We start from the raw sequence: 15,799 nt of genomic DNA on the forward strand, positions 1-15,799 counted from the left end.
GGCCCGATCCGCTCCGCCAAACCGTCCCGCCGCCTTCAGGCCGCCCGCGTCTTCGGCTCCGGCAGGGCTGCCAGCGTATCCATCACGCGCTCGGCGGGCAGGGTGATCGTCACCTCGGTCCCGGCGCGTAGCTTCGACTTCAGGTGGAAGCCGCCCTTGTGCAGGTCGATCAGGCCCTTGACGATCGGCAAGCCGAGGCCCGAGCCCTGTTCGGCCGTCTTGATCGCCAGCGAGCCGCGTCCGAAGGTCTGCAGCACGACCGGGATCTCCTCCTCGGGAATGCCGGGGCCGGTATCGGTGATCGAGACGTATTGCCCACCGGTGGCGGTCCAGCCGACCTTGATCGAGATCTCGCCGCCCTGGGGCGTGAACTTGATCGCGTTCGACAGGATGTTCAGCACCACTTGCCGGATCGCACGCTCGTCGGCCCAGATTTTCGGCAGCTCCGGCTCGATCGCCGCGCGGATCGTCTGGCCCTTGGCCTTGGCGCGCAGGTTCAGCATGTGCTGGCAGTCGTCGACGATCGCGGCCAGGCTCAGCGCTTCCTCGTTCAGCTCGTATTTGCCGGCCTCGATGCGCGATAAATCGAGGATCTCGTTGATCAGGTTCAGCAGATGCTGGCCCGAGCCGTGGATATCGGCGGAATATTCCTTGTAGGCGCTATTGGCGTGTCCACCGAAAACCTCGTTCTTCATCACCTCGGAGAAACCCAGGATCGCGTTCAGCGGCGTGCGCAGCTCATGGCTCATCGTTGCGAGGAAGCGCGATTTTGCGAGATTGGCCTCCTCGGCCTTGCGCCGGGCCTCGTCGGAATTCGCGGTGGCGGTTTCCAGCTCCGCGATCAGTGCGTCCTTTTCAGCTCGGGACTCGATGGTCGAGACCGAGCTGGAATAGAGCCGGTTGGCCAGGAAGACGAAGAAGAGTTGCGCCGAACCGGCCATCATCGCCATGGTGACGCTGTCGATATCGGAGCGGCCCCAGAAGAACAGTGTGATGCTGACCGCGATCGGGAACAGGCCGGTATAGACGGCGACCGGGATCGAGGCCGACAGCATCACCGTCAGCGCGCTGACGATCAGAAGCGTCGTCGTGACGAACACCTTGATGCCCGGCGCCTCGATCTGGACGAACAGCAGCGGCAGCAATGCCCAGGCAAGGCCATGCAGCCCCTCCGCCAGCGTGAACAGCTTCCGCCACAGGCCGATCCGCACGTCGCCCGTCGCTTGCGACAGGAACCGCCGGCCCAGAACGACCTGCAGCATCGCACTCAGGGCGATGAAGGCAAGCCATGGCGTGACCCGATAGATCGGCACCCAGAGGAACGCCGCGGTCGCGATGCACAGCGCCAGCACCAGGGCGCCGATCATGCTGTTCATTCGATATTGGGCGAAGAGCCTCAGCAATTCGTAGTCGAAGGCGCGCACCAGTCCGGTCGAAGAGGTCAGGCGCTCGCGAACGGACTTCACCTCGCGCGTGACGAGCTTGCGGCGTGCCAGCACGGAAGGGTCGGGCCCACGCCCGCGCTGCACCTGTTCGGCCGTCACTTCCGCCATGTGAAAGACGCGTCGCTCCGCTCCTCGGCTCGCCATGCGCGACCGGCTCGCCATCATGGTCGGTAAATCGTTAAGCTCTTCCTGATGGCACGCTTCGGATTCCCTCATTCCCGCTCGGGACCGTTAGGCTGGCGCCGCGTCGGCCGTGGGGTCGATCTCGTGGTCGCGTTTGGAATCATTGGATTATTGGCGATCGCAGGGGCCGTTCTGCAATACCGGCTCGGCCCGGCGCGACATTTGGTCGGAGCGGCTCAGGCGATCGACGGCGACTCGCTGCGGCTCGGCGGCGAGGAATTGCGGCTGGAGGGCATCGATGCGCCGGAATATCGCCAGAGCTGCACGGCGAGGTCGGGCGCCCAGGTCGATTGCGGACGTACCGCGCGGCGGGCTCTGGTCGCTCTTCTCGAACGCGGCATCGTCACCTGCGAGATCGGCCGGGCCGATCGGTACGGCCGGGGCCTCGCCCGCTGCCGCCAGGGTGACACCGACATCAACGCGACGATGGTACGCGATGGGCAGGCCGTGGCCTATGGCGGCTATCGCAGCGAGGAAGACGAGGCGAAGGCTGCCGGGCGTGGCCTCTGGGCGCTGCGCTTCGAACGTCCGGAGGCCTGGCGGCGCGGACAGGGCCGCTGAGGAGCGCTGATCGGCGCCTTGCCATCGTCAAGAAGTCACGCCACGAGGTTGACCGCGCCGGCCTCGGCATGGTCGGGTCGGGCGCGGATACGGGAGAGGACGAGATGAAGCTCTACGATGGCGGGCGGGCTCCCAATCCGCGACGGGTGCGGATCTTCTTTTCGGAAAAAGGCGTTCCCCTGCCGGAGATCGTTCCGATCGACATCGCGAGGAAGGAGCACAAGAGCGAGGATTTCACGAGGCTGAACCCGGCGCAGCGCCTGCCCGTAATGGTGCTCGATGACGGCACCGCGCTGGCCGAGACGATCGCGATCTGTCGCTATATCGAGAGCCTTCACCCGCGGCCGCCGCTCTTTGGCGAGGACGCCAGAGAACAGGCTCTCGTCGAGATGTGGAACCGGCGCATCGAGCTTGGCCTGTTTTCCGCCGTCGCCGCCGTCTTCCGCCACTCCCATCCCTCCATGGCCGAGCTGGAGGACCAGGTGCCCGAATGGGCGGAAGCCAATCGCGAGCAGATCGACGACCATCTCTGGATCCTCGAATTGCAGCTCGCCGGCAATACCTTCCTCTGCGGCGAGACGCTGACGGTCGCCGACATCACCGCCGGCATCGCGATCGACTTCATGAAGCCCTCGCGCATTCCGCTGCCGGAGGATTTCGTCCACATCCGCCGCTGGCATGGCGAACTCTCGGCCCGGCCGAGCTGGAAAGCCTGATGCGGCTCGTCGTCGTCGTTCTGGCGCTGGTCGCGCTGCTTGCGCCGGCCCGTGCCGTCGAGAAGCTGAGCGGCGAGGCGATCAAGCAGGCCTTTGAGCGAAATACGGTCAGCGGGCGCTATGCCAATGGCGGCTTCTTCACCGAATATCACGACACGGATGGCCGCGCGCTCGGTCACAATGGCTGGCAGCCGAACAAGGACGCGTGCTGGATCACCAAGGAAGACCAGATCTGCTATTACTACGGCCCGGCGAGCGACCGCACGGTGCATTGTTTCACGGTCGAACTCACCGACAGGCTCTACGTCCTGCGCAACGTCGCAAGCAACCAGATCAACGCGCTGGCGACCGTCGAGCCGGGCAATCCGCGCAACCATTCCGACCAAGGCGAGCCCTGGTATTGCGACGGCCTGATCTCGAAGGCGCCGAACCTCCCGGCCTTTCCGCCGATGTCGCGGCGTCGCCTCGCGGCCCGCTGATGCGCCACTCCGCCGGTGGATCGCTGCTGCTCGCCCTGTCGCTTGCCGCTTGCGCCGGCAGCGGACAGGCGGCCGAGCGCCTCGACGGCGCTGCCATCCGCAGCGCATTCGAGGGCAATACCGTCAGCGGCCGCTATTCCGGCAGCAATCTGCCTTTCTCCGAATTCCATCACCCCGACGGCCGCGCGCTGGGCCACAACCGCAACGTCCCCAACCGCGACGCCTGCTGGACCACGACGGAGAATGCGGTCTGCTACTATTACGGGCCGCACGAGACCCGTCGGACCTATTGCTTCAAGGTCGAGCTCAGCGGCAGGCTCACCGTCTTGCGCAGCCGTCCGAGCGGTCGCATCAACGGCATCGCCACGGTCGAGCCGGGCGATACGCACAGTTTTGGCGACACGCCGCCGCAATGGACCTGCGACGGCCTGATCTCCCGCGCGCCGGGCGCACGCGCCATCGCGCAGCGGTGAGCATGTCGGAACCGCTCCAGACCGTCTTGGGCGAACTGCGCGCCTGCCGCATCTGTCGCGATGCGCCGCTCTATCCGCCGCCGCTTCCCCATGAGCCGCGCCCGGTGATCCAGGCCGCGGCGAGTGCCCGGCTCTGCATCGCAGGCCAGGCACCGGGAACCCGCGTCCATGCCAGCGGCAGGCCGTTCACCGATCCGTCGGGCGTGCGCCTGCGCGGCTGGCTCGGGCTCGACGAAGCGACATTCTATGACGAGCGCCGGGTCGCGATCGTGCCGATGGGCCATTGCTTCCCCGGCCTCGATGCCAAGGGCGGAGACCGTCCGCCAAGGCGCGAATGCGCGCCGCATTGGCGCGTCCGCGTCTTCGCTGCGCTACCCGACATCGAGCTTGTTCTTGCCATCGGCACTTATGCGCAAGCCTGGCACCTGGGACCCGACAAGGCGGCGACGCTGTCGGAGACGATGGCGAACTGGCAAGACATTCTGGCCCGACCCGCTCATCCACGCGTGCTGCCGTTGCCGCATCCCTCCTGGCGCAACAACACCTGGCTGAAGCGTAATCCCTGGTTCGAAGTCGATTGCCTGCCCGTGCTCCGCACGGAGGTCCGGCGCCTGCTCGGCTGAGCGCCGAGACTCAGCGGAAGGGCGACGATTCCAGTCCGCGATCGACCTGTCCGCGCATCTGCACAAACGAGCGGACCGGCCCGAGGCTTGTCTCGCCCCTGCTCTCGACTCGCACCGCGCCACCGGCCGACGAGCCATAACCGTTGTGCGAACTCTTGCCGTATTCGACCCGCACCGCCCCGCCGACCCGCACGCACAGCGACGAGCCTTCGACCCGCACGAAGCCTGGACCGTAAGCGGGGCAGGGTCGTGCGGCCTGTGTGGCCTGCGCCGGTTTCGGGTTCGTCCTGGGCGCACCGCGTCCGGGAAGCGGCTCTCCGATCGATTGCGCGGCGCCCGGTGCTGTGGCGACGAGCAGAAGGCCGAGAGCGGTGGCGAAAGGGCGCATGGCGGACGGTTCCTGGCGGCGTTGGCCTTGCTACGTGGGCGTCATGGCGAAGCGATGGCACTTGCGCATGGTTATATACGATGGCCCGCCATGAAAAACCCCGGCCTTGCGGCCAGGGTTCGAGAGGCTTCGAGTTGGGCCGGTGGGCCGGCCGGTCGCTCTCTTCAGAGCTGGTTGGCCGCGCGCGCGCGGATCAGGAAATTGTCATAGGTGTATTCGGCGATCTGGAACCAGAGATATTGGTCGCCACGGAAGGCCGACATCGCGTCGTAGATCTTCTTGAAGTCGGCGTTCTTGGCGGAAGTTTCGGCATAGACCTCCTTGGACGCCTTCAGGCAGGCTTCGAGAATCTCCTGCGAGAACGGCCGCAATTGCGCGCCGGCGCCGACCAGGCGCTTGAGCGCGGCCGGGTTGCGGGCATCATATTTCGCCTGCATGTCGATATTGGCGAGCGCGGCAGCGGTCGTCAGAACGGACTTGTAGGTCTTGGGCAGCGCGTCCCATTTCGCCGTGTTGATGAAGAAATGCAGCGCGGCGCCGCCCTCCCACCAGCCGGGATAGTAATAATAGGGCGCGACCTTGTTGAAGCCTAGCTTCTCGTCATCGGCGGGGCCGACCCATTCCGCCGCATCGATGGTGCCCTTCTCCAGCGCCGGGTAGATATCACCGCCGGCGATCTGCTGCGGCACCACGCCCAGCTTCTGAAGCACCTGGCCGGCAAAGCCGCCGATCCGCATCTTGACGCCCTGGAGGTCGGCGACGGTCTTGATCTCCTTGCGGAACCAGCCGCCCATCTGGCAGCCGGTGTTCCCGCCTGGCAGTGCGTAGATGTTGGATTTCTTGTAGAACTCGTTCAGCAGCTCCATGCCGCCGCCATGGTAGAACCAGGCATTCTGCTGCCGTGAGTTCAGGCCGAAGGGCACTGCCGTACCGAAAGCATAGGTCGGATCCTTTCCGACATAGTAGTAGGACGCCGTATGGCACATTTCGACGGTGCCGTTGGTGACGGCATCGGCGGCTTGCAGGCCGGGCACGATTTCGCCTGCCGCGAAGACCTGAATCTGGAACTTGCCGTCAGTCGCCTCGGAGACCGCCTTCGCCATCACCTCGGATGCGCCGTAGATCGTATCGAGCGATTTGGGGAAGGAGGAGGTGACGCGCCATTTCACCTCCGGGGTTGTCTGCGCGATGGCCGGGCTGGCGATCGTGCCGGCTGTGGCTCCGGCTCCGGCCACCTTCAAAAACTGACGACGCTTCATCTGGACCTGTCCTCCCTCAAAGACATGACGCACCGGTTGAGCCCGGTTTTCGCGATTTCACAAACAAAGCAGGTCTATCGGGAAGCGCAAGATAGAAAGCATGGCTGGTATGCGAAATTCACATAATAGATAACAGGCTTCGACCTCCGCGTGGGCGGACGATCTCTAAACGCGGGTTCACCCGAGCAGAGATCCCGGCCGATGTCGGGCTCCGCAAACGCCGAAGGCCCGGCATGAGCCGGGCCTTCCTGGTCGAATCGCTCAGTTGGTGGTGGCGCGCCGCGCCGCCTCAGCGCGCGCGCGACCGCACCTGGAACACGTCGAAGCTCAGCTCCGCGACCTGCCACCAGAGATACTGGTCGGACCGGAAGGCAGCCATGGACTCGATCGCCTTCTTGAAGTCGGGGTTCTTGGCCGAGATCTCCGCATAGAGCTCGTTCGACGCCTTCAGGCAGGCCTCGAGGATCTCCTGCGAGAAGGGGCGCAACTGCGTGCCGGCGCCGACGAGACGCTTCAGAGCCGCCGGGTTCTGCACGTCGTATTTCGCGGCCATCTGCGTGTTGGCATAGGTGCAGGCGGCGGTCAGTGCGGCCTGATAGGCCTTGGGCAGCGCGTTCCACTTGTCCAGGTTGACGAAGGCGTGGACCGTCGGGCCACCTTCCCAGAAGCCGGGATAATAGTAGAACGGCGCGACCTTGGAGAAACCCAGCTTCTCATCGTCATAGGGGCCGACCCACTCGGCGCCGTCGATGGTGCCCTTCTCGAGTGCCGGATAGATGTCGCCGCCGGCGATCTGCTGCGGCACGACGCCGAGCTTCTGCAGCACCGAACCGGCGATGCCGCCGATGCGCATCTTGACGCCCTGCATGTCGGCAACGGTCTTGATCTCCTTGCGGAACCAGCCGCCCATCTGCGCGCCGGTGTTGCCGCAAGGCATGCCGTAGATGTTGAACTTCTTGTAGAACTCGTTGAACAGCTCGTTGCCGCCGTTCTGGTAGAGCCAGGCGTTCTGCTGGCGGGCATTGAGGCCGAACGGCACCGAGGCCGCAACCGCGAAGGTCGGATCCTTGCCGACATAGTAATACGACACGGTGTGGCACATCTCGATCGTGCCGTTGGTGACCGCGTCGGCCGCCTGCAGGCCGGGCACGATTTCACCGGCCGCGAAGACCTGGATCTGGAACTTGCCGTCGGTCAGGTCGGAGACCATTTTGGCCATGACCTCGGCGCCGCCATAGATCGTGTCGAGCGACTTCGGAAAGCTCGACGCCAGGCGCCACTTCACCTCGGGGTTGGATTGTGCGACCGCGGGCGCGGCAACAGCCGCGGCGGCTGCACCGACGGCGGCGGTCTGGATGAATTGACGGCGCTTCATAAGCATCTCCTTGGGGATCGGGTAGCGACAACGGGCAGGCGGGTTGATCCCGCCTTGCGGCGTTTCAAAACGAGGATGGGTGGTTGTAGCAAGCATGGCGGCTGGAAGGCGTTTGTTCTTTAGTGGAAAGCCTTTCGCCATTCGAGCCTTGTATCGGCATCTTCGCGAGCCCCTGGAACCGGATATCGCCAGCAGGCGCGGCAATTGCGTCTTGGACATGGCACGGCTGCGCGGCAAGCGCATGAAACTTTTCGCGCGCGTGGTCAACCTCCACGGACGAAACGCAAAAGGCAAAGCGACATGGATCAGGACAAACTCGCCCGCTTGAGGGCTCGCTACGCCTATGCGAGCGGTGCCGACATCCACGATCCGCGCTTCGCCAAAGTCGCCGCCGACCAGTTCAAGGGCGACAAGCGGAAATGGCCGTTCTCCGATGTCGCGACCTTCCTCAGCGCGCCCTACCGACCCGATGCGCTGGGCCTGCCGGACCTCGGCGGGCTCGACGTTGCGATCATCGGCCTGCCGATGGATCTCGGCGTTACCAACCGCGCCGGCACCCGGCTCGGCCCGCGTGCGGTTCGGGCCGTCGAGCGCATGGGGCCGATGGACCATGTCCTGGGCACCGCGCCTTTCGGCATGGTGAAGGCGGCCGATATCGGCGACGTGCCGTTCCGTTCGCGCTATTCGCTCGAAAGCTGCCACGAGGATATCGAGGCGACGTTCAAGACCATCGTCGCTGCGGGCGTATCGCCACTCGCGGTCGGCGGCGACCATTCGATCACCTATCCGATCATGCGCGCGGTCGGCGAAAAGCAGCCGGTCGGCATGGTCCATATCGACGCCCATTGCGACACTTCGGGTCCTTATGAAGGCTCGAAATTCCACCATGGCGGCCCGTTCCGGCAGGCGGTGCTCGACGGTGTGCTGGACCCGCAGCGCGTGATCCAGATCGGCATTCGCGGCGGCGCGGAATACCTCTGGGAGTTCTCCTATGAGAGCGGCATGACCGTGATCCACGCCAACGAGGTCGATGATCTTGGGCTGGACGCCGTCATCGCGAAGGCGCTCACGGTCATCGGCGACGGGCCGACCTATGTCTCCTTCGATGTCGATTCGCTCGATCCGGCCTTCGCGCCGGGCACCGGCACTCCCGAGGTCGGCGGCCTGACGCCGCGCGAGGCGCTCGCCATCCTGCGCGGGCTGAAGGGCGCAAACATCGTCGCCGCCGACGTCGTCGAGGTTGCGCCGCAATACGATGCGACCACCAACACCGCCCAATGCGCCGCGCAGGTGCTGTTCACAGAACTCTGCCTGATCGCCGAGGCGAGGGCGCGGGGCAAAGGCAGGCCCTGAGAGCTGAATGAGTTCTCACCACTGCAGCCAGGATCGGCCAGAGGATCGGCCAGAGCCTTGCTCAGGGAAAGCGGTTCTGAACGAACGGCCTGAATAAGGTATTGGCCTATCTTAGGATTCGTTCTGTAGAAGGGACGAAGTGGCAAGATGAAAGATCGGCCAAGCGAATGTCGTTAGCAATCGAATCGCCAAGTCGAATCGAGCCCGCCCTGCTCGAAGAGCCGACGGCCGCAATAGCCGATGCGATCGCCGACCTGTCCGCCGCATCGGCGGCGCTGGGGCACAGGCTTCATCCTCAAACGGCAGCAAACTTGTCCGGCCTCGTTCGGATCATGAACACATACTACAGCAATCTGATCGAGGGCCACGACACCCGTCCCCGCGATATTGAACGCGCTTTGGCCGGCCGATTTAACGAGGACGAAGGAAGCCGCAACCTGCAGATTGAGGCCGCGGCGCATGTAAGGTTGCAGGCGAGCATCGACAGCATGGAGCGGCAAGAGCTCCTCCCTGAGCCCGCCTCTCAAAAATTCCTGCGTTGGCTGCATTGGCAATTCTATCACGATGCTCCTGACGCGATGATTTTGATCGAAGGCGCCGGCCGGAGTTTCGTCATGCAGCCAGGCGAGTGGCGCTCGCGTCCCGAGCACGACGTTCAGGTTGGGCGGCACGTTCCTCCGTCAAGCGATCACGTCGATGCCTTCATGGAGCATTTCGAGGCGCGCTTTCGCTTCGAGCATCTTGGCAAGGCCGGTCGGATCATGGCGATGGCGGCTGCTCATCACCGGTTCAACTACATCCATCCTTTTCCCGATGGGAACGGCCGCGTCAGCCGCCTGATGAGTCACGCGATGGCACACTCTGCTGGCATTGGCGCGCAGGGGCTGTGGTCCGTCTCGCGGGGGCTTGCGCGCGGCCTCGAGAGCCGGACCGAGTACAAGGCGATGATAAGCCATGCCGACATGCCGCGGCAGGGTGACAGGGACGGCCGGGGAAATCTCTCCGAGCGCGCACTGATCGATTACGTCCTGTGGTTCCTGCGCGTCTGCCTGGATCAGGTCACTTTCATGGCCGGGTTGTTCGAACTCGATGCCCTGGCCCGTCGGCTGCGCGGCTATGTCGAGCAACATGAAAAGCTCAAGCCGGAATCGGCCCGTCTGCTGGAGGAAGCTCTGTTCCGGGGCGAGTTCGAGCGCGGCGAGGCGGCCAGAATTACTGGCGTGCCCGAACGAACAGCCCGGCGCCTGCTGAACGATGTCGTCGCGGATGGCCTGCTCGCTTCCGAGACGCCCAAGGGGCCCGTTTCGCTTCGTTTCCCTGCGGCCTCTCTGGATGTTCTGTTTCCGCGTCTATACCCGCAGACCTGACCTCGTCACGGCCGTGTCGCCAGCCAGATTACATGCCGCTTTCCGCGGCCGCGCCCGGCGCGGACGCCGATTTCCTCGGTCTTGAAACCCGCGCGCCCGAGCCTCTGCGTAAAGCGCGGGTCCGGCCCCTGCGACCAGACGGCCAGCACCCCGCCGGCCCGCAGCGCCCGCATGGCCGCCGCCAAACCGGACTCGCTGTAGAGGCCGTCATTGGCCTGGATCGTCAGACCATCGGGACCGTTGTCGACGTCGAGCAGGATGGAGTCATAACGAGCGCTTGCCTTGACGATGACCGCGGCGACGTCCGCGACCGTCACCGTCACGCGCGGGTCGTCGAGGCTGTCGGCGAAGACCTCCGCGATCGGACCCTTCGCCCACGCCACGACCTGCGGCACGAGCTCGACCACCTCGATCTGCGCGTGCGCCCCGAAGCTCCCCAGCGCCGCGCGCAGGGTAAAGCCCATGCCGAGCCCGCCGATCAGGATATGAGGTTGCTCGCGGCCTGCGAGACGTGCGGCGGCAAGCGTCGCAAGCGCCTCCTCGGAGCCGCTGAGCCGACTGTTCATCAATTCGTTCGCGCCGAGCATGATCGAGAACTCGGTCCCGCGCTGCTTCAGGCGCAGTTCGCCCGCCTCGCCGGGCAATGTCGCTGTGTCGAGCAGGATCCAGGGCAGCACGGGCCGTCTCGGTTGGTGAGGGCAGGGCGGTTCGTCCGGCAAAGCCTATAGCCGGTCGGACGCACGGCGGGCCACTCTCGCGGCAGACATGCGGATGGCGACCGTCCCGTCATGCGGAAGGCTCATGAGGATGCTGCCTTTATCCTGTTGATGCAGCGCCTGCGGCATGACTATCTAGACACATTGCGCCGCAGCATAATTGCTGCGGCGCGTTATGTTCCTGGACGTTAGCATGACCGTCGCCGCTGTTGACCCCTCTCCGACCGCCATGGCCGCCACCCGAGAGCCGGCGCATGTCGGCCTCGTGCTATTTGCCCTGGCGATGGGTGGCTTCGCGATCGGCACGACCGAGTTCGCCTCGATGAGCCTACTGCCGTTCTTTTCCGTCGGACTGGGCATCGACGAACCGACCGCCGGGCACGTCATCAGCGCTTATGCGCTGGGCGTCGTCGTCGGTGCGCCGGTCATTGCGGTTCTGGCGGCCAAGGTCACGCGCCGTACCCTGCTGATCGCGCTGATGGCGGTTTTTGCCGTGGCGAACCTCTTGAGCGCATTGGCGCCGAGCTATGGCTGGATGCTGGCCTTCCGGTTCCTCAGTGGCCTACCGCACGGTGCTTATTTCGGCGTCGCCTCGCTGGTGGCAGCTTCGCTCTCGCCGCCCAACCGCAGGGCTCAGGCCGTGGCGCGGGTCATGCTCGGCCTGACCATCGCGACCATTCTCGGCGTGCCGGCGGCCAATCTGACGGGGCAGGCGCTGGGCTGGCGTTGGGGCTTCGGGATCACAGCCGTGCTGGCGCTGGTGACCGTTTTGCTGGTCTGGCGCTATGCCCCGCGCGACGTACTCCAGCCCGGAGCGAGCCCCTTGCGCGAACTCGGCGCGCTCAAGCGCCGGCAGGTCTGGCTGACCTTGGGCATCGGCGCGATCGGGTTCGGCGGCATGTTCGCGGTCTACACCTATGTCGCCTCGACCCTGATCGAGGTGACGCAGGTGTCGCCGCATCTCGTTCCGCTGGTGCTCGGTGTCTTCGGCATCGGCCTGACGGTAGGCACGCTTTTCGGCGGCTGGGCCGCCGACCGCGCGTTGATGCCCTCGATCGGCGGGATGTTGTTGTGGAGCGCCGGTTCGCTCGCGCTGTTTCCGTTCACCGCCGGCAACATCTGGGCGATCTCGGGCGTGATCTTTCTGATCGGCTGCGGCGGTGGTCTCGGCCCCATGCTGCAGACGCGGCTGATGGATGTCGCAGACGAGGCGCAGACGCTGGCCGCCGCGCTCAACCACAGCGCCTTCAACACCGCAAACGCGCTCGGGCCCTGGCTCGGCGGTATGGCGATCGCGGCCGGATTCGGCTGGACCTCGACAGGCTGGGTCGGCGTCGCGCTGGCACTGGGCGGGTTGGCGATCTGGGCGGTTTCGCTGCTCGACGATCGCGTTCGCGCCGCCAGGGTGCGGTAGAACGACCGGCGCCACTACACGTTGTCGTCTGGGGAACCCGAATTTTCCCAACGAAAACAGCCGATTATTCTGCAAATTAATTGAGCGCGGCGGCTTACAAAAGCTGCGCGCGCCCTCTTGCGGCCATGGCCCCTCATCGCCCAATCTGTAGGCACAAGCCGGACTTGGGAACTCGAAACGCCCGGCCGGTCAAACCTGTGGGAGGTCCTATGAAAGGTTTCGTTCGTTTCATCGCCGCGGCCGCATTGACGGTCGTCGGTGCCACCGGCGCCCTGGCTCAGGCCAAGGAGTGGAAGGAGATCCGGATCGGCACGGAGGGCGCCTATCCGCCCTTCAACAACCTGAACGCCAAGAAGGAGCTCGAAGGCTTCGAGATCGACTACGCCAACATGCTCTGCGAGAAGATGAAGGTGAAGTGCACCTGGGTCGTCCAGGACTGGGACGGTATCATCCCGGCGCTGCTCGCCAATAAATACGACATCATCATCGCCGGCATGAACGCCACCGACGAGCGCAAGAAGCGCGTCGATTTCACCTCCGTCTATACCAAGACCCCGATCTGGGCGATCGGCGCCAAGGCGGCCGGCACGGACATCTCGCCTGCGGCCTTGAAGGACAAGGCGGTCGGCACGCAGGGCTCGACCATCCATGCCAACTTCCTCGAGAAGTACTACAAGGACAGCAACATCCGCCTCTACCCGACGCAGGAAGAGGCCAATCTCGACCTGATCAACGGTCGCCTCGACTACATCATCGCCGATTCGCTGGCGCTGCAGGACTTCCTCGACGGCATGGGCAAGGACTGCTGCAAGAAGGCCGGCGAAGTGACGCGCGATCCCACGATCCACGGCCCTGGCGTCGGTGGCGCGGTCCGCAAGGGCGACACGGCGCTCAAGGAGATGTGGGACAAGGCGATCGCCGAGTCGCTCGCCGATGGCTCGCACAAGAAGATCCAGGACAAGTGGTTCAAGATCGCCATCATGTGAGGTGGTCGGATTAACCGAAACCGGGGCGGGTTAGCCGCTCCGGTTTAACGCGACTGTTGCCACCGCCCATCCTGAGAGTCTGGCTCGAAAAGAAGCTTATGATTCTTTCTGGTTTTTCTCCAACGCGCCGTCATTCCGGACAAGCGGCGAAGCCGCGCCGATCCGGAATCCATGCCTGATCGGCTATCATTTAGCTTCAGGAATGGATCCGGGTCTCCGCTTCGCTACGCCCGGAATGACGCCGAGGGCAAATCCTGAATCATCCAATTCTTTTCAGGCCAGCCTCTGAGGAACGGACTGTGGGCAGTCTCTCAGGAGCCCCATGCTCGACAAGCTCGCATTGCTCGGTTTCGGACCCGGCGGCTGGGGTCAGCCGCTTCTCCAGGGCGCCTTCATCACCATATCGATCGCGCTGGCGACGCTGCCATTCGGGCTCGTGCTCGGGCTTCTGGTCGCGCTCGGCAAGCGCTCCGACAATGTCGTGCTGCGCTGGCTGGCGACCGGGTACACCACGGTTTTTCGCGGCGTTCCCGAGCTTTTGACCCTCTACATCATCTATTTCGGCGTCCAGATCGTCCTTCAGGAATTCTGGCAGTGGCTTGGTCTGCCGGGCGCCTTCTCGATGCCGCCTTTCGTCGCCGGCATGGTCGCGCTCGGCGTCGTGCTCTCTGCTTTCACCAGCGAGGTCTGGGTCGGCGCGCTGAACGCGATCCCGAAGGGCCAGCGCGAGGCTGCCGCCGCTCTCGGGCTGAGCAAGGCCCATGCCTTCCGGCTCGTGGTGTTTCCGCAGCTCATCCGTGTCGCCCTGCCGGGACTCGGCAACAACTGGATGGTGCTGCTCAAGGAGACCTCGCTGGTCTCGGTCATCACGCTGCCCGATATCATGTTCATCACGACGCGCGCCAATGTGGTGACCAAGGAGCCGTTCCTGTTTTTCGGCGCGGCAATCCTGATCTATTTCGCCTTTTCGCTCGCTTCGGCCTGGGGTCTGGGCAAACTCGAAGCGCGAACCAATCGCGGCATGGCCACATTCGGGGGCGCGACGCGATGAACTGGTGCGAGTATCCGGGCTACGCCCTCGGCAGCGAGGTCTTCCAGAACTATGGCTGCCGGATGTTCTCCGGCCTCTGGATCACCTTCGAACTGGTGGCGGTCTCGGTCGCACTTGGATTCGCGCTGGCGGTCGGCCTCGCGATAGCACGGCTTTACGGGCCGCGCTGGGCGCAGATGACGATCAACGGCTACACCACCTTCTTTCGCGGCACGCCGCTGCTCTGCCAGCTTTTCCTCGTCTATTACGGCCTCGGCCAGTTCCGCCTGTTCTGGCAGGATGTCGGTCTGTGGTGGTTCTTCCGCGAGCCGTTCTATTGCGCGGTGTTCACCTTCACCATCAACACGGCGGCCTACCAGGCCGAAATCCTGCGCGGTGCGATCCAGTCGATCCCGCGCGGCCAGTTCGAGGGCGCGCTGGCACTCGGCCTGCACCGGTGGGCGACGCTGCGCCACGTCATCATGCCCCAGGCGATGATCCTGGCCCTGCGCCCGCTCGGCAACGAACTCATCGTGATGGTCAAATCCAGCGCGGTCGCGTCGCTGGTGACGATCTACGATCTGATGGGCGCGACCAAACTCGCCTTCTCGCGTTCCTTCGACCTGACGATCTATCTCTATGCGGCGTTGATCTATCTGCTCCTGGTGGAGGTCGTCCGCCGGATTTGGGACGCCTGGGAGGCCAGGCTGACGCGGCATATGGCGTTGAGGTGAGGGTTGGACAGCCCGCGTCTAGCTGCCTAAATTGCGAAGCGAAAGTTCCCCCGCCCGAGGACAGCATGGACACATTGCTCGACATTGATCCGAAACTTAAGGTTCGTATTCGCGAACTTGCCGAGCGCCAGCAGCGCTCGGCCGGCTCGGTCATAGTCGAAGCGATCGAGCAATATGTGGCGCGCGCTGAGGCGCGGCTGGGTTTCCAGCAGGAAGCGCTTGAGTCCTGGCGGGATTTTCAGGAGACGGGCCTTCACCTCACATTTGAGGAAGTCAGCGCTTGGTTGGACACTTGGGGTACTGATGCTGAAGGCCCACCGCCGCCTTGCCACAGATAGCCTTTACGCGGGCTGCAAGCCTCGGCGTTGAACGCTGCCGCCGTTTCCTTGATCCGACAAACCCTCGCGCTGCCAGGATGGCTACGGAGGCAATTCTTCGACGTATTGCGATTCTCGCAACGCATCCCGGTATCGGGCGGCCGCTGTCTGGGGAGGGTGAGCTGCGGGAACTCCTGATCAGCTACGGCGAATCCGGATATGTCGCCCTTTACCGATATGATCTCGGCACTGATACGGTGTTCCTCCTCGCTTTTCGCCACCAGCGCGAGGAGGACTACTAATTGGTTATATGTCTCTACCTTCCTTCTGCAATGTCGGCCAAGCCAGCGTCGTTTCAACACTGGTTTGCGCGAGCTGTC

At 64.4% G+C, this 15,799-nt stretch carries 18 protein-coding genes; 13 read left to right on the forward strand and 5 right to left on the reverse strand.

Going from position 1 to position 15,799, the window contains the following annotated elements; translation table 11 throughout:
* Window positions 1–35: 35 nt before the first annotated feature.
* Window positions 36–1,553 (reverse strand): sensor histidine kinase, encoded by a 1,518-nt coding sequence (locus AXW83_RS02295; RefSeq protein WP_066610263.1) that lies wholly within the window; start codon window positions 1,551–1,553, stop codon window positions 36–38.
* An 84-nt stretch (window positions 1,554–1,637) separates the two neighbouring features.
* On the opposite strand from AXW83_RS02295, the gene AXW83_RS02300 reads away from it, so the two are divergent.
* From AXW83_RS02300 to AXW83_RS02320, 5 genes are all read left to right on the forward strand, one after another.
* Window positions 1,638–2,189: a thermonuclease family protein gene (locus AXW83_RS02300; protein WP_082766899.1), complete on the forward strand. Its 552-nt coding sequence runs from the start codon at window positions 1,638–1,640 to the stop codon at window positions 2,187–2,189.
* A gap of 104 nt (window positions 2,190–2,293) precedes the next feature.
* On the forward strand, window positions 2,294–2,905 hold the full coding sequence (locus AXW83_RS02305) for a glutathione S-transferase family protein (RefSeq protein ID WP_066619696.1): 612 nt from the start codon (window positions 2,294–2,296) through the stop codon (window positions 2,903–2,905).
* Complete coding sequence (locus AXW83_RS02310; protein ID WP_066610266.1) at window positions 2,905–3,384, forward strand: hypothetical protein; 480 nt, start codon at window positions 2,905–2,907, stop codon at window positions 3,382–3,384. The genes AXW83_RS02305 and AXW83_RS02310 overlap by 1 nt, the downstream gene beginning before the upstream one ends.
* Entirely contained in the window at window positions 3,384–3,857 is a 474-nt protein-coding gene (locus tag AXW83_RS02315) for a hypothetical protein (RefSeq protein ID WP_066610268.1), read from the forward strand. The genes AXW83_RS02310 and AXW83_RS02315 overlap by 1 nt, the downstream gene beginning before the upstream one ends.
* A gap of 2 nt (window positions 3,858–3,859) precedes the next feature.
* Complete coding sequence (locus tag AXW83_RS02320) at window positions 3,860–4,480, forward strand: uracil-DNA glycosylase family protein (RefSeq protein WP_066610274.1); 621 nt, start codon at window positions 3,860–3,862, stop codon at window positions 4,478–4,480.
* Window positions 4,481–4,490: 10 nt separating this feature from the next.
* Here the strand turns inward: AXW83_RS02320 and AXW83_RS02325 are convergent, their stop codons facing one another.
* From AXW83_RS02325 to AXW83_RS02335, 3 genes are all read right to left on the reverse strand, one after another.
* Window positions 4,491–4,868 carry a porin gene (locus AXW83_RS02325; RefSeq protein WP_066610275.1) on the reverse strand — a complete coding sequence of 126 codons (378 nt, stop codon included), beginning with the start codon at window positions 4,866–4,868 and terminating at the stop codon, window positions 4,491–4,493.
* Window positions 4,869–5,032: 164 nt separating this feature from the next.
* Window positions 5,033–6,127 (reverse strand): TRAP transporter substrate-binding protein, encoded by a 1,095-nt coding sequence (locus tag AXW83_RS02330; RefSeq protein WP_066610276.1) that lies wholly within the window; start codon window positions 6,125–6,127, stop codon window positions 5,033–5,035.
* 289 nt (window positions 6,128–6,416) lie between these two features.
* Entirely contained in the window at window positions 6,417–7,502 is a 1,086-nt protein-coding gene (locus AXW83_RS02335) for a TRAP transporter substrate-binding protein (protein ID WP_066610278.1), read from the reverse strand.
* Between the two features lie 300 nt (window positions 7,503–7,802).
* On the opposite strand from AXW83_RS02335, the gene speB reads away from it, so the two are divergent.
* Together speB and AXW83_RS02345 are read left to right on the forward strand one after the other, a co-directional pair.
* Complete coding sequence (gene speB, locus AXW83_RS02340; protein WP_066610281.1) at window positions 7,803–8,855, forward strand: agmatinase; 1,053 nt, start codon at window positions 7,803–7,805, stop codon at window positions 8,853–8,855.
* Window positions 8,856–9,022: 167 nt separating this feature from the next.
* Window positions 9,023–10,222 (forward strand): Fic family protein, encoded by a 1,200-nt coding sequence (locus AXW83_RS02345; RefSeq protein WP_066610282.1) that lies wholly within the window; start codon window positions 9,023–9,025, stop codon window positions 10,220–10,222.
* Window positions 10,223–10,227: 5 nt separating this feature from the next.
* On the opposite strand, the gene AXW83_RS02350 is transcribed toward AXW83_RS02345, so the two are convergent.
* Window positions 10,228–10,899 (reverse strand): spermine/spermidine synthase domain-containing protein, encoded by a 672-nt coding sequence (locus AXW83_RS02350; RefSeq protein ID WP_066610283.1) that lies wholly within the window; start codon window positions 10,897–10,899, stop codon window positions 10,228–10,230.
* Between the two features lie 232 nt (window positions 10,900–11,131).
* Between AXW83_RS02350 and AXW83_RS02355 the strand changes: the two genes are divergently transcribed.
* The 6 genes from AXW83_RS02355 (at window position 11,132) to AXW83_RS02380 (ending at window position 15,721) form a co-directional block, all read left to right on the forward strand.
* A complete protein-coding gene (locus tag AXW83_RS02355) occupies window positions 11,132–12,352 on the forward strand; it encodes an MFS transporter (protein ID WP_082766900.1) in 1,221 nt (406 codons plus the stop codon).
* Between the two features lie 209 nt (window positions 12,353–12,561).
* Window positions 12,562–13,338, forward strand: coding sequence for a transporter substrate-binding domain-containing protein (locus tag AXW83_RS02360; RefSeq protein ID WP_066610284.1), 777 nt, complete (start codon window positions 12,562–12,564; stop codon window positions 13,336–13,338).
* 322 nt (window positions 13,339–13,660) lie between these two features.
* Entirely contained in the window at window positions 13,661–14,389 is a 729-nt protein-coding gene (locus AXW83_RS02365; protein ID WP_066610286.1) for an ABC transporter permease, read from the forward strand.
* On the forward strand, window positions 14,386–15,102 hold the full coding sequence (locus AXW83_RS02370) for an ABC transporter permease (RefSeq protein WP_066610287.1): 717 nt from the start codon (window positions 14,386–14,388) through the stop codon (window positions 15,100–15,102). The genes AXW83_RS02365 and AXW83_RS02370 overlap by 4 nt, the downstream gene beginning before the upstream one ends.
* 65 nt (window positions 15,103–15,167) lie before the next feature.
* Window positions 15,168–15,440 carry a CopG family ribbon-helix-helix protein gene (locus AXW83_RS02375; RefSeq protein ID WP_066610290.1) on the forward strand — a complete coding sequence of 91 codons (273 nt, stop codon included), beginning with the start codon at window positions 15,168–15,170 and terminating at the stop codon, window positions 15,438–15,440.
* Window positions 15,428–15,721 (forward strand): type II toxin-antitoxin system RelE/ParE family toxin, encoded by a 294-nt coding sequence (locus AXW83_RS02380; RefSeq protein ID WP_066610292.1) that lies wholly within the window; start codon window positions 15,428–15,430, stop codon window positions 15,719–15,721. The genes AXW83_RS02375 and AXW83_RS02380 overlap by 13 nt, the downstream gene beginning before the upstream one ends.
* Window positions 15,722–15,799: the final 78 nt, after the last annotated feature.

It is taken from the genome of Bosea sp. PAMC 26642 (genome assembly GCF_001562255.1).
Classification (GTDB): domain Bacteria; phylum Pseudomonadota; class Alphaproteobacteria; order Rhizobiales; family Beijerinckiaceae; genus Allobosea.